Raw genomic sequence first — 13,240 nt, forward strand, 5'->3', positions numbered from 1 at the left:
ACCTATGACCGCACCTGCCCCCATGACCGCCAATGCGCCGATCGTCGTCAAGCATGTGAGTTGCCCCGAATGGGGCCTCGGATATCTCGCCGAAGAGCGCGACGAAAAGCGGTTTTACGACTTCGAAGATGGCCACAGCCATTCGATTGCCAAGGCTTTCTGGTCCAAGCTCGAGCCCGTTTCGCTTGGAACCGCAGAAATTGCGGCACTCGAGAAGAAAGTTCGCTCGCTTCGGGACCAACGCAGCACGACCACCAAGTCCAAGACGCGTGTCGTCGCCGTGCCTTTGGCCAACTTCGACGCGCAGTATGCCCGTTTCATGGAGATTTTCCCGGGCGGGTTTGCCGGTGATCGGTTCGTGAAAGACGAACGGGGCGTCGTGACGGTCGATGCAGAAAAAAAGTCCAAGGCTGGCAAGGCGCAAGCCATCGCCATGGCGCAGTCGCTGTTTGCGAAGGCCGAGCTCGATCGGCTCATCGGAGCGTCGGCGTTTGCCGAGGTTCTGGCGAATGTTCGCGCGGTGCACAAGGCGGCCGCGGGGCTTTTGCATCCGCTCGGCGACATCATTCCTTTCAACAAGATGCCGGCGGAACGTGATCGCGCGTTTGCCGAAGCTCTTCGGGAACTGCTCCACGGCGACGGAGCCTACGATGCTCGATTCGATCGATTCGTCGCGACGCTCGCCGAAGCACAACTCGCGACATGGCCGCTGGCAACGGTGCTCTCGTCACTCGTTTTTCCGAACGAACACGCATTCGTCAAGCCCTCGTATTACGAGAAGCAAGCAGCGCTCTTGGGCTTCGACCTGCGTTACGAGCGCGTTCCGAACGCAGCGGCATATGGCCGCATGAAGCAGCTCGCCGAAGAGCTCGCGAAACGTTTGACGGCGCTGGGACAAACCCCACGCGACAACTTGGACGTGTACGCCTTCATCGGGCGAACACTTGGTCCTCAAAAAAAATAGCACCTCACCCCCCGACCCCCTCTCCGCAAGCGGAGAGGGGGAGAATGCCTCACCCCCCGACCCCCTCTCCACGTGTGGAGAGGGGGAGAAAGAGCGTTGAGCGAGGTGCGGTTCCCCCTCTCCCGGCAGGGAGAGGGGGCCAGGGGGTGAGGTCTGTTCCCCCTCTCCGCTTGCGGAGAGGGGGCTAGGGGGTGAGGCGCTCCCCCAGCTCGAGCGCCGCATCCAAGAGCTCGCCAAACGTCAGCGGGCGCTGCGCACGCGTCGAAGAAATCAGCACCACGAGCTCCGTGTCGGGAAGCGCTCGCCGCACGACGTCGGGCGCAATGGCGTCCCCATCGGCGACGTTGCGCCCAATCGTCACGAACGCATCGGCAGCCGCTTTCCCATCGACCACCGGCCTACCAGCTTTGCGCGTCGATGGCGGCTCGGCAGCAATCCCGTCGATCTCCCATTGCGAAAAGTCCTCCACGTCCGCGTCGATCTCCGCGCCCCGAACGCTCGCAACCTTGCGCGATGCAGGATGCCTCTCCTCGGACTCCGGCGCTGGAAGCGCATCCGGATCGATCACCCCAGGCAACCCATCATCGAGCGGCAAGCAGTCTCGAACGGGTCGAGCCTGTCGCGATGACGCCGGCGGCACGAGGTCGTCCGAATCACTCACGCCTCACCTCGCACCCCGTCCGAGTGCAACATCGACAGCGCATCAGGCCATGGCGTCTCCCGTGCGATGAGCGATCGCACCTTCGCCACGGCGTTCGCGTTGCCTACGAAAAACCGGAGCTGCGACCGACTTCTATCGATGCGAGCCACGTGCATCCGCCTCCCCGTTGCCGCCTCGAGCGCGCCTTCGAGCGCCACTTCGAGTAGCTCGTCGCCTTCGCGACCAAGCGGCGAGTTGTCGACCGTCATCACCAGCGCTCGTCCCCAACGCTCCATCCCGAGCCCGCCAAGTCCCGCAAGTGCCCAAGCCGCCGCAAGCTCCGACAGCGCTGCCTCGGGGCTCGCATCGACCAGCGCCAGCGGTGCGGCAAAATCTTCTTCTCTCATACGAATCGTCGCTACGTGCCCGATGGACTCTCCAAGCGCGCGACCAAAGCCGCGCCGAGCCTCAGCCGTTGCTGCTCCAACGATCGACAGAACGACCGATGCGGGCAAGACAACCCGCGCTTCGCCTCCGAGGCGAACGAGGCCCTCGGCGAGGTCGAACGAAAGTGTCCCGTCGCGTGGCCCGAGACGACTCGTCACCGCCCCCTCCGGATGCCCTGCTGGCAACACGATTTCGATCTTGACCTGCCCGCTATCACTTTCGTGTACATAGCTCACTTGTGCCGAGCGGTCTTCTGGGGCCCGACCACTTTCCGAAGGCGCAAGCGAATGTTCCGGGTCAAAAGGCTCTCGATGCACGCCAAGTGGGCATTCGATTGACCACGACGTTCCTTTCGCTGCGGACCATGCTGATGGTGGTTGCCGCGTTTGGCCTAGCCGCCGCCGGAGACGCACCAGCGCATGCGCAATCAGCCGCGGCGCCCATCCCTGACAGCCTGCCCAAATCCGACGGTGATGCCGCTGTGACCAAGTCGCCGGGTGCCGCCGGTCCAAGCATCTTTCCCGCTCGCCAAAGGCCCGCCGCAGCAGATGCTCCTCGCCTCGCGTGTTCGTTCTGGGCTCCCGTGTGCGTGCACGCGGAAGCCAACGTGAGCGACGTTTCCCTGGAGCACGTTCTCCATTCGGCCGAGCGGTTTTACCGCGTTACTTCGGCGCTCGGGTTGCCCCAGCCTCTGCCAGATGGACGCCTTGGGGGCGATGATCGTTACGATATTTACCTCCTTTCTGAACCGGCCGTTTCCATCACGATTTCCGACTGGATGCCCGCTGGACGCGTTTGGGATCAAGCGTCGGCATTTACAATTTTGCCGCCTCCCGTAGCGCCATTTGCTTGTGATTCGGAGGCCGCGGTGGCTCGAGGTTTGACGCGCGCTGCCATGTTGCGCCTCGACGCAGGCATCGAAGACGCTGCATTGGCGATGGCCGAAGCGCACTTGGCGGACGTCGTCACGGATTGCGCGAGCGCCAGTATTGCCGCTGTCGATGACTTTCAACGTTTTCCCGAGCGGCGGCTCGGCTTTCGTCATGCAGACGAAGCTACGGGAGCCTTTCTTTTCGGGCGGTATCTCGACGATACGTACGGCATTGGTTTTCCCGGCGGCGTATTGTCGAGCCTTTTGGCCGTATCGGCACAACGTTCACCTCGGGACGCGTTGCATTTCGCGAACGAGCCGGACTTGTTCGATGCTTTGCGGAGCAATACGCGAGCTCGTGGCAAACCCATCGAGGATTTGTTGCTCGAATTTGCCGTGAATCGAGCATTCGTGGGATCTCGCAGCGACGACGGGCACCTCGTGGATGTCGCCAAATACGGCGATGCCGGGCGAGTGCGCTTCGAATGGAACATTCCGCATGCAACGCTACCTCGAAGGCTCGCGCCGCTACGCCCGATCGAGCCGACGGGGGCCACGTATCTATGGGTCGATTTGCAAGGGGCTCCGGAAGACATCGACCTTGGATTCGTTGCGGATTGGGAAGCGGGGGTCTTGTTTCATTGGGCCGTCGTCAAAGTCGACGCGCACGGAATCGAAATGGGTCGCATTACGATTGCGGGGATTCGCGGAGCCACGCATGCCGAACGATCGATCGTCGGGCTTCGAGGCGTCGCGGGGCTCATCGTCGTCGGCGTCAACGTGGGAAGCATCGATCGAAGCCATCCCTATGATCCAGACGAGCTCGAAATGGCCCGGTCGTACACGGTGACACTGATACGCTGACGCGTGAGCATTCACGTGACGATGGGCACGCAAAGCCCCTGAATGGCGTTGATCGTGCCATTCACGAACCCCACGATACCTTGGAGCATATACCCTGTCGGGCATTCATCGGTAAAAGGTAGTCCCATGGAACCTCCGACCGAAGGGAGCACCGCGCCTCGCTTGCCTTGCATCACCCAGGCCCTCACGCGTGCACATCGCCCACCCAAACGGTCGACTTTCGTCGCAGCAAGCCCTCGCAAGCTGATGATCACTTCGTGCTTTGGGCATTGCAATGAAAAAGGCGGAGTCATTGCATTACCGAGGTCCGGTCGTTGTTCGGTGAATCCGAGCGTTCCATTGGGCCGCATGCGAGCGCATAAAAGGCCGAGGGTATCGATCGTATTGCCTGCACGCCCCCAAAGACCCACGACGAGCTCGTTGGGAGCGCAGGTGAGCGCAAATGGAAAGCCCACATTTCCGCCGCGCAGGGGCAAAAATGCCGGCGTCGCCGGATCGATCGTAAACGCCGAAACCCACTGCGCTCGCGGTTCTCGCGGCGTCGTGTCGCTCGTTCCAGCCTGTCCAAGCTGCCACGGAGCCGGAGGCAAGTCCGCATGTGCAGTTCCAGCCTGGGTGAGCACGACTACGAGCAAAGGTGCCAACCACCTGAGAAAAATGTGAGGTCGCGATCTTTGCAAAGGTGCCGACCACTTTGTGAAGTGACTCAAAACACAACCAAATGGTGCCAACCACTTTGGATAATTGCGTGTCATCTTACATCATCTGTGCAGAATCGGTGCCAACGAGTCGCCCTCCCTCTTTGCCTCGGCGCGCAGAGTTGCTAGGCAGTCTGTCCTCCCGATCGACGGGGTGCTGCAAGCCATGAGCGAAACCAAGGACAGCGCGAGCCCTTTGGACACCACCCCGGAACCGTCCGACGCTGACATGTCGTCGAACGCGGAAGCATCCTCGAAGCCAGACGCAGAAGCCGCAACGGAAGCCGCTGCCGAAGCGGAAAAGACCAGCGACGGCGACGAGGACGACGACGCGGATGATGCGGATGATGAAGGCGCCGACGACGAAGACGACGCTGCTGGCGAAGTCGAGAGCGAGACGAAAAAGAACGACGGCGTAACATCGGAGGACGATCCGCCCGAAGCTCCCGAGCCCGAGGTGCTTCTGTCTCCGGGCAACCCGCTGCGCCTCGTGCGTGGTGGATCGGCGCTGGCTGGTGGAGTCATCGCGGCGCTGATCATCATGGCGCTGCGCCCTCAGTACCGACTGGGTGTGCCGCTTGCCTTCTTGGCGATTCTCATCGCGACCTTCGGCGTGCTCGACCTGAGCGGCTCGTTCGACGACCCCGACGAGCGCGTGGCAAAACGTGTTCAAATTCGCGAGCTTGCAGAACCGCTGGCGATATTTGCAAGCGGTGCGCTTGGGTTTGTCGGAGCTATTTCACTTGCGGTCGCAGGTCACATCGGGCCTATTTTTTCGGCCATCGTCATTCCGGCCTGCTTTTTGGCGTCCGTATTCGGTCTTGCGCGAACAGCAGAACGGCTCGGCGTATGGACGGGTTCCGAGCCATTGCCTTTGCGAAAGCGCCACGGTTTCTGGCTCGTGACGCTCGTGACGCTGCTTTATCTCCCCACGCTGGGAAGCCATTCCCTCAGCGATCCGTGGGAGACGCATTATGGCGAAGTGGCGCGCGAGATATTGTCGCGAAATGACTGGATTTCTTTGTGGTGGGCCCAAGAAGGTTGGTTCTGGTCGAAGCCCATTTTCAACTTCTGGGTGCAAGCACTCGCGATGGCATCGTTTGGCGTGCGTTATGCTCCCAAAGCCATGCTCTCGGCCGTAACCGAAGGACGAGTGCCTTGGCCGGAGTGGGCGATACGATTACCAGTTTTCCTGATCACCCTCGTTGCGACGTATCTGCTCTACAAAGCCGTCGCGCGCGTTTTCGGGCGTCGTGCAGGGTTTTTCGGGGGCGTCGTCTTGAGCACGATGCCGCAGTGGTTTTTGGTTTCGCACCAAACCATGGCGGACATGCCATTCGTTGCATCCATGTCGGCGGCGATGGCGCTGTTTTTGCTCGGTATTCACGAAGATCCGGATCGGCAGGTACGCGTCTACGAAGTTCGCGCAGCGGGCCAAGCATTTCGCCTATCGGCATATCACCTCGTGCTCGGGGCGATCGTCGCGTGCGCGCTTCCCCAAATCATCTACCTCGTTTCGCGCAACATCGAAATCGTTCCAAGTCCATTCGACATTCGATTTCATGTCGATGCATTTCGTGCCGGTTCGCCGGGAAATTGTGGACTGCCCGGAAATGAAGCTTGCCGGGATGTCTTTCCGGTCGTTCGAGGGCTCCAGCCGGCGCTGCAATCGATACTCTGGATTCAGGCGCTCGGGCTCCTTTTGTATTTGTCGTGGGGTGAAAGGCGAGCGCAGCGGCTCTTTTTCTTGGCCGCGTGGTTTTTTGCGGCTTTGTCGACGATGGCCAAAGGCCCGGCGGGTTTCGGGCTGCCCGTTCTTTGCGCGCTCGTGTACGTCATCGTGACGCGAAGGTGGCGCGATCTATTGCGCATGGAAATCGTCGCCGGACTGCTCGTGCTCCTGTGCGTGGCGCTTCCGTGGTTCGTCGCGATGTACGTCCGGCACGGTCAACCGTTTACCGATCGACTGCTTTTCCACGACATGTTCAAGCGTGCATTCACGCATGTGCACGATACGAACGAAGGCGACGACGTCGGCTTCCGATATTACGTCTGGCAACTCGGTTATGCCATGTTTCCCTGGACGGGGCTCGTCCCGGTGGCGCTCGTGCATTGGCTCAAGCGTTCCGAGGAATCGGATAGGCGATCGGATGCGTCGGTTTTTCTTTCGATGTGGTTTCTCTTTGCATTCGCGCTCTTCACGTTGATGCTCACAAAATTCCACCATTACATCATGCCGGCGCTTCCAGCGGCAGCGATGCTCACGGGCGTATTGCTCGACGAAATGGTGACGCGTAGCGGGGCGTATTCCAAGGGCGCGAGCTTTCAAGAGCGTTACGAACGAATCATGTATGGCGCGGCGGGTTTGGCGGGGGCGCTGGTCGTCGTATTCGTCGGTCGGGACATGGCAGGCTTGCGCTCGGGCCTCGTCGATCAAGCGCGCCTCTTGCATTTGTTCACGTACAATTACCGGCGAATCTTTCCCCCGACACTCGATTTTCGCCCGGCGTTGTGGTTTTTCACCCTTGCAGCGGCGGCGCTCACGCTCGCGCTCGTATGGGCGCGCATGCGAAAATGGATCGTTTGGGCGATGCTCGGAATGGGCGTGATGTTCGCCGCCTGGGGCATCGACGTGTATCTGTTCAAGCTGTCGCCGCATTGGGGACAGCGCGAAACGATCATGGCCTATTATCGCGAATCGCGAGACGTTCCGGGCCCGCTCATTGCCTTCCAGATGAACTGGAAAGGCGAAAATTTTTATATGGGCAATGCCGTACCGGCGTTCGTATCGAGCGGCAAGAAGTTTCAGGATTACATCCTGGCGCAAAAAAAGACGGGGCTGAAGACGTTTTACTTCGTCACCGAACACACGCGCATGGGCAATTTGTCGACCGAGCTGGGTAATCCGCGCAAGTTCGACAAGCTGACGCCGCCGGAGCTCAACAACAAGTTTGGCTTGGTACGTGCGACGTTCGAGTGATGGAAAGAACGCGACCGACGAACACCGACCATCGAAGGAATCCAATGCATCCGAACGAGCAACTGATCGAAAGGTTTTACCAGAGCTTCCAAAAGCGTGATGCCGACGGAATGGCGGCGTGTTATCACCAGGACGTTCTTTTCTCCGACCCGGTTTTTCCTGACCTACGCGGAGACGCAGCGCGAGGCATGTGGCGCATGTTGTGCGCCCGTGGCAAAGACCTCGAGCTGACGTTCAATGCCGTGCGAGCCGATGATTCGACGGGCAGCGCGCATTGGGAGGCGCGGTACACGTTTTCCGGCTCGGGACGCAAAGTGCACAACACCATCGATGCCCAATTCGAATTTCGCGACGGCAAGATTTACCGGCACGAGGATCAATTCGATTTTTGGCGCTGGAGCCGCATGGCGCTCGGGCCGGCGGGACTTCTTTTGGGATGGACGCCAATTCTACGTAATGGCGTGCGCAAAAAGGCCGCCAAGGGCCTCGCGGACTTCATGGCGAAGTCGCGCTGACCGTTGCTGATTCCCATCACTGCGCGTATTTCCACCCGCATACGCCATTCGTACAGACAAACCCATCCGCGGCCGGGCACGAGCAATCGCTGGTCTTCGCCGCACAACCCAGCTCTTCACCGCGACCCTGAAGAGCTCGAAAACGCGTCGTGTCGAATTCCTTGCGCGCAACGAGCTCGTTCGTGCAGCCGCAACTCGTGCCTTCCAAAATCTGACCACACTCGGTATCGTCCGAGCACCCTTGCAGATGCGACAGCTCCTCCTCGAGCTCCGCGTTCACCTCTTCGCACGATTCGAATTTCGATGCAAAGACGTTCGTGTAACAACCAGCGACCACGAGCGGTAGCATCATCGAAAGGAGAGCCAAACCAACCTTGTGCCGCAGCGCGAAAGAGAATGTAGAAAGGTCTTCCATCGCTATCGATGATACTACGAACTTCGACCGTTGGGTTCATTCTCGGCACGCTTCCATCTCGTTCGTAAAAGCAAGGCGCGCCATGAGTTGGCCACGTGGCTCAGCTTACGCGTTCTTGGATTGAGCGCCGGGTCGCGAAAGCTGGCCAAAAACTCGGGAATGGTGCGAGAAAAAAAGAAGTCATGCCAAAAGGACTTGGGTGATCGAGATACGCCGTGGACGTTGACCATGGCTCTGCCTGGCCTCCCACTTGCTAGGCACATCGAGCATGGAGCGAATGGGTGCCAATGTTCCGTGCAAACGCGCGGCGGCTGAAACCAATGCGACCATTGCGATCCTTGGTTACGGTCGGTTCGGTCGAGCTTTGGCCAGCCTTTTCGTCGACGCGGGCGCAGATGTGCGAGCCTACGATGCGAGGGCGAGCATTCCAGTCGCTTTGGTCGCGTCTTCACCCGAATACCTAGTACGCGGAGCAAGCCACGTCATCCTTGCCGTGCCCATTGACGCAATGCGCACGGCACTCGAAGAAATCGCGCCATTTCTCGATTCTTCGCAAATCGTCCTGGACGTGGGTAGCGTCAAGGTGGGCCCGGTCGAGGTGCTCGCGGAAGTGCTCGGAAATCGGGTGCCTTGGGTCGGTACGCATCCGCTATTTGGGCCAACGAGTCTGGCGCTTGCCGAGCGACCTTTGCGTGTCGTGGTTTGTCCGAATTCCATGCATCCCGATGCCGCCGTTCGCGCTCGAGCACTGTATGAAGCGATCGGGTGTGAGATTCTCGAAGAAACCGCCGAATTGCACGATCGTAGAATGGCCGAAACCCACGCGCTCGCCTTTTTTGTCGCAAAAGGCGTGCTCGAGGCGAACATGGGGCTCGACGTCCCCAATGCACCGCCTTCATTTCAAGCGATTACGCGTACGGTGGATGTCGTTCGGTCGGACGCGGGGCATTTGTTTGCTGCAATTCAACGCGAAAATCCGTATGCCGCGGCGGTTCGGAAAAAGTTCATCGAAGCGCTCATTGCAATCGATGCACGCCTTGCGGAGGAGGCGCAGACAAATGCTTCGAGCGGAGCTGTCGCAAGCGATCTCGCGATCGGCAATGCTCCCGCGGTGGCGCCGGATCTTCGGGAAACACGCGATCTCATTGACGATTTGGACCGTGAGCTGATGACGCTCCTCGGGCGCCGTATGGAACTTGCTCGGCGAGCGAGGCGTGCGAAGGCGCGGCTTGGGCTGGGAATCGTCGACAGCGTGCGTGAAGCGGAGCTTTTGGTCAACCGGCGCGCATGGGCGATTGCCGAGGGACTCGATCCCGAGGGAGTGGGGGATATTTTCGAAGCGATATTGCGTATATCGAGGCGAACGCAATTGCGCGAAACGTGAGGCGTACCGTCGTCCGTAATTCAGATGCCGTCACAAATGAGCTGGCAGGTTTTCATGCCGCTTTGGCCATGACAGCGTCCTTCGCTGCATTCGCTCGTCGACGAACAAGCGGATCCAGCGGCCTTTTGTGCGGCGCACATGCCGCCTTCGCAATAGAAACCGTCGGCGCAATCGTCCGAACAAGGCGCACCCGCGCCCGGAAGCGTGGCGCACGTGCCTTGATTCGGCATGGATTCGTTACAGTATTTGCTGGTGCATTGCGCATCGTCGGTGCACGAAGTGCCATCGGCCAGCAGCCCTTTGATGGCGTCCGTGCATTCAATGCCGGTGCCTTTGGAAAAATCCTGGCACGTCTGCGCTTCATAATCATCGATGCACTTCTGGAAGGCTGCGCCATCAATTTCGACTTTTTTCTCGACGACGCTGTTGTGCATTTCGACGAGCGCCAGTCCCAGGAACGCTCCGTAAAGGGACAAGCATCCTGCCTTGGTGCGCATGCCTGGAAACAGCACGGCATCGAGCTCGTCGCCAATGCAGCAGTCGAAAGCTTTGTCGCATTGAGCAATGATGAACGGTCCGCCGATGGATTCGAGCACCGTATCGACGGGGCCGCTTCCCGGGCCTCCACCTTCACATACCTTGCCGCACTTTCCCATGCCTTGCGCATCGCCCACGCACGTGCCCGCTTGGCATTCATCATCGTTGAAACAATCTTGACCATCGGCCTTCAATGCTTCGCATGTCATTCCATTGCAATAAAGGCCCGATTCGCACCCGTCGTTCTCGGTGCATGCGCCGCCCATTCCCACGGGCGTTGGCTTTGCGATGCATGTTCCCATGGACGCGCCATTCGGAATGTCGCATTCTTCATCGATGCATTCCAGGTCCGAATAACACGCCCCACCGACCGCGACTTTGGGCGTGAAGACGTCCTCGCAATCGACTGGTCCCAAGGAAAAGTCGGCACAGGACAGGTCGCCCACCGTTGCCATGCACTTGTCGAAGTTCGCTTGGTTGAACGACACGCGCCCCGCACTTTCGCCGTCTTTGACGACGGGTTCGATGGCCGCTTCCCAAATCGTGCGATACAAGATGCGACAACCAGCGTAATCGACGACGGAATTGCCGTTGAATCGTTCCGCAAGCTCCGCCGTATTGCAGCAATCGAAAACTCGATCGCAGATGGCTTGTGCATACTGCTCGCCATTGCTCGCGGCGTTTCCCCCTCCGCCGCTGCCCCCACTTCCTCCCGTCGGAGTCGTCGTCGTTTCGCCTTCACAAGCAGCCACCGACAAACCCACGAACATCGTGAAGACGGCCGTACCCAAGAGCCGCAGCGTAGACAAACCGTTCATGCCAAGCCTCCCTGGAAAGCTCGATCATGCCCGAATTGCAGGTGACGGGTCGAGAGAAATCGGCGCCGTGGGCTACCGCAATGCCATTGTGCGGTGCGTTATCCTCGCGCGAACTTTTTCTTCAATGCCTCGCACACGCTCGGAGGTGCGTAATGACTCACGTCACCCCCGTGGCTGGCAATTTCCCGCACGAGTGACGCCGAGACGAACCCATAATTGGTTCGCGTCGGCAAAAACACCGTGTCGATGTGCGGAGCCATATCGGCATTGGCATGCGCGATTTGTAGCTCGTATTCGAAGTCCGTCGCTGCTCGCAACCCGCGCACGATGACCGTCGCCCCAATGCGGTCGCAATACTGATAAAGCAGTCCCTCGAACGAATCGATCGACAAATTCGGAATGCCTTTCGTCACTTCACGCAAAAGGCCGAGCCGCTCGTCGAATGAGAAGAGTGGATTGCGTGTCGGATGCCGACCAATGGCAATCACCACTTTCTCGAACAATTTCGCCGCCCGCTCCATCAAGTCCAAATGACCTCGCGTGGGCGGATCGAAGCTGCCTGCATATACCGCAATCGGTCCAGTCATGGCTCACTGCTCCGGGGCATTTCGTTGCGGCTTTGCGCCTCCAGGCGGAGCCGGCGTTGGAGCGCCTCCTGGTGCAGGTGGAACGCCCGGCGTCGGCCCAGGCGGCAGCGGCGTACGCATCGTAGGATCCATGCCCGGCAGTCCTGGACCAAGCGGATTGAGCGGGTCCGGCATGCCCGGAAGCCCCTCGGGAAGCTCGTCCTCGGCACCAGGCTGCCTCGACGCACTCGCTGCAAGCATTCGCGCAACCGTCAGGCTCGTGTCCTCCATCCACATCATGCGACCTTGATCGCCGAATGTAATGCGGAACGGCGCAAGCAGCCCCGTTCCCATGATGCCATCGATATCGAGCGATATTTGCTTTTCCACTTGTTCGATGGGCGTCCCGAAGACACCTTCCACCCGCGGCACGTCGAATGCCCCAATACGCACCAGCGAAACCACGCCCACGCGCAGCTTCTGATCCGGATCTTCGGGCACGAGACGCAGGTCTTTCGTGGCAAGCCCCGCTTTTTTCCAGCCGGCTTCATCGAGCGCCAACGGGAAGTTCATCGACGTATTGAGGAGCAAACTCACGGGCTCGCCCTTATCGCCCCCAAACTTGCCCCGCAAAATCATTCCTCCGCCACGAATGTAGGAAAGGTTCACACGCGTCGCTTCGGGCGGTTGCGGAGGAGAAAACGTGCGCGCAACGAATTGTTGACCTTCGTAATCGAGCGTCGCATGCAAATGGCGCAGGAGATTCACGCCGAGCAATGCTTTGATGGGAGCCCCCAATTGCTTGGATATCCCCGACAAATCCTGCGTCAATGCAGGGACGTCACGCACTTCCAGCTTTCCGCCGAAACGAATCGAAATCCAGCTCGGTTCGGACCGCGTCTTGTTGTCGAGCGCCACTTCGGCGCTGTCCGTGGCGACCATCGCAAGCGCCGATTCGCCATCGATTTCCACCGGTACGATGAAAAATGGCGCATACGGATTCACGTGCGGCAATTCGGTCGTCGCCAAAAGCGCACCAGAAAGTGCAAATGGCGTCCGCCCCGCTCCTTGCCGCGCCAACTTCGTGATGTTTTTCGCCCAATCGTCGACCACGTCCGGATCCTCGAGCAATTTGTCGAGCTCGTCGGCCGCTGCATCGAGATCCCCATTGTACCAATACGCTCGACCCCGGAGCCCCGAAGCCGTCGACCCCTTGATCCCCTTGAGGAGTCGCAACGTTTCGGCATAGTCGAGCTCCGCGAGCGCAATGCGCGCCGCGAGCGTCCGTACTTCCTTGTCGTTCGGTACGATCGCCAGCGCTCGCTTCACCGAGTCTCGCGCATCCTCGATGTCCGCACTCCGATAATCCTCGCGCGCTCGTTGGAACCACTTCTCTGCCGTCGGAGGTCGCGCTTCCTTTAGTGATCCAACGGTTGGACAACCCGTGAGCAAAAGACCGGCGGCCATCGTGATGCCGAGCAAAAGGCGCCGAGCCGGTTTGTCTTGTTCGATTATCGTCTGACGAGGATGCATGCGGTTTC

12 protein-coding genes are annotated in these 13,240 nt (G+C 59.8%); 5 read left to right on the forward strand and 7 right to left on the reverse strand.

Annotated elements, in window-relative coordinates; translation table 11 throughout:
• Positions 1–4: 4 nt before the first annotated feature.
• Positions 5–964: a hypothetical protein gene (locus IPM54_24080; GenBank protein ID MBK9262869.1), complete on the forward strand. Its 960-nt coding sequence runs from the start codon at positions 5–7 to the stop codon at positions 962–964.
• A 184-nt stretch (positions 965–1,148) separates the two neighbouring features.
• Here the strand turns inward: IPM54_24080 and IPM54_24085 are convergent, their stop codons facing one another.
• Positions 1,149–1,625 (reverse strand): hypothetical protein, encoded by a 477-nt coding sequence (locus tag IPM54_24085; protein MBK9262870.1) that lies wholly within the window; start codon positions 1,623–1,625, stop codon positions 1,149–1,151.
• On the reverse strand, positions 1,622–2,287 hold the full coding sequence (locus tag IPM54_24090) for a hypothetical protein (protein ID MBK9262871.1): 666 nt from the start codon (positions 2,285–2,287) through the stop codon (positions 1,622–1,624). The genes IPM54_24085 and IPM54_24090 overlap by 4 nt, the downstream gene beginning before the upstream one ends.
• A gap of 2 nt (positions 2,288–2,289) precedes the next feature.
• On the opposite strand from IPM54_24090, the gene IPM54_24095 reads away from it, so the two are divergent.
• The gene (locus IPM54_24095; protein MBK9262872.1) at positions 2,290–3,786 is read left to right on the forward strand and encodes a hypothetical protein; all 1,497 of its coding nucleotides are present in this window, start codon (positions 2,290–2,292) and stop codon (positions 3,784–3,786) included.
• An 11-nt stretch (positions 3,787–3,797) separates the two neighbouring features.
• Here IPM54_24095 and IPM54_24100 read toward each other — a convergent pair whose 3' ends face one another.
• Positions 3,798–4,409, reverse strand: coding sequence for a hypothetical protein (locus IPM54_24100; GenBank protein ID MBK9262873.1), 612 nt, complete (start codon positions 4,407–4,409; stop codon positions 3,798–3,800).
• 304 nt (positions 4,410–4,713) lie between these two features.
• Here IPM54_24100 and IPM54_24105 point away from each other — a divergent pair, with 304 nt between their 5' ends.
• The gene (locus tag IPM54_24105) at positions 4,714–7,464 is read left to right on the forward strand and encodes a glycosyltransferase family 39 protein (GenBank protein MBK9262874.1); all 2,751 of its coding nucleotides are present in this window, start codon (positions 4,714–4,716) and stop codon (positions 7,462–7,464) included.
• 44 nt (positions 7,465–7,508) lie between these two features.
• Positions 7,509–7,979, forward strand: coding sequence for a nuclear transport factor 2 family protein (locus IPM54_24110; protein MBK9262875.1), 471 nt, complete (start codon positions 7,509–7,511; stop codon positions 7,977–7,979).
• Positions 7,980–7,995: 16 nt separating this feature from the next.
• Here IPM54_24110 and IPM54_24115 read toward each other — a convergent pair whose 3' ends face one another.
• Positions 7,996–8,394, reverse strand: coding sequence for a hypothetical protein (locus IPM54_24115; GenBank protein ID MBK9262876.1), 399 nt, complete (start codon positions 8,392–8,394; stop codon positions 7,996–7,998).
• Between the two features lie 277 nt (positions 8,395–8,671).
• On the opposite strand from IPM54_24115, the gene IPM54_24120 reads away from it, so the two are divergent.
• On the forward strand, positions 8,672–9,778 hold the full coding sequence (locus IPM54_24120; GenBank protein MBK9262877.1) for a prephenate dehydrogenase/arogenate dehydrogenase family protein: 1,107 nt from the start codon (positions 8,672–8,674) through the stop codon (positions 9,776–9,778).
• Positions 9,779–9,798: 20 nt separating this feature from the next.
• Here IPM54_24120 and IPM54_24125 read toward each other — a convergent pair whose 3' ends face one another.
• The 3 genes from IPM54_24125 to IPM54_24135 form a co-directional block, all read right to left on the reverse strand.
• The gene (locus IPM54_24125) at positions 9,799–11,133 is read right to left on the reverse strand and encodes a hypothetical protein (GenBank protein ID MBK9262878.1); all 1,335 of its coding nucleotides are present in this window, start codon (positions 11,131–11,133) and stop codon (positions 9,799–9,801) included.
• 98 nt (positions 11,134–11,231) lie between these two features.
• A complete protein-coding gene (coaD, locus tag IPM54_24130) occupies positions 11,232–11,720 on the reverse strand; it encodes a pantetheine-phosphate adenylyltransferase (GenBank protein ID MBK9262879.1) in 489 nt (162 codons plus the stop codon).
• Positions 11,721–11,723: 3 nt separating this feature from the next.
• On the reverse strand, positions 11,724–13,232 hold the full coding sequence (locus IPM54_24135; protein MBK9262880.1) for a hypothetical protein: 1,509 nt from the start codon (positions 13,230–13,232) through the stop codon (positions 11,724–11,726).
• Between the last annotated feature and the right edge of the window lie 8 nt (positions 13,233–13,240).

This window comes from Polyangiaceae bacterium (assembly GCA_016715885.1).
Taxonomy (GTDB): domain Bacteria; phylum Myxococcota_A; class Polyangia; order Polyangiales; family Polyangiaceae; genus Polyangium.

Coding starts and splice junctions, on each gene's coding strand:
- IPM54_24080 (MBK9262869.1), top strand. CDS start 5: ATGACCGCACCTGCCCCCATGACCGCCAATGCGCCGATCGTCGTCAAG.
- IPM54_24105 (MBK9262874.1), top strand. CDS start 4,714: ATGTCGTCGAACGCGGAAGCATCCTCGAAGCCAGACGCAGAAGCCGCA.
- IPM54_24110 (MBK9262875.1), top strand. CDS start 7,509: ATGCATCCGAACGAGCAACTGATCGAAAGGTTTTACCAGAGCTTCCAA.
- IPM54_24115 (MBK9262876.1), bottom strand. CDS start 8,394: ATGGAAGACCTTTCTACATTCTCTTTCGCGCTGCGGCACAAGGTTGGT.
- IPM54_24120 (MBK9262877.1), top strand. CDS start 8,672: ATGGGTGCCAATGTTCCGTGCAAACGCGCGGCGGCTGAAACCAATGCG.
- IPM54_24125 (MBK9262878.1), bottom strand. CDS start 11,133: ATGAACGGTTTGTCTACGCTGCGGCTCTTGGGTACGGCCGTCTTCACG.
- coaD (MBK9262879.1), bottom strand. CDS start 11,720: ATGACTGGACCGATTGCGGTATATGCAGGCAGCTTCGATCCGCCCACG.
- IPM54_24135 (MBK9262880.1), bottom strand. CDS start 13,232: ATGCATCCTCGTCAGACGATAATCGAACAAGACAAACCGGCTCGGCGC.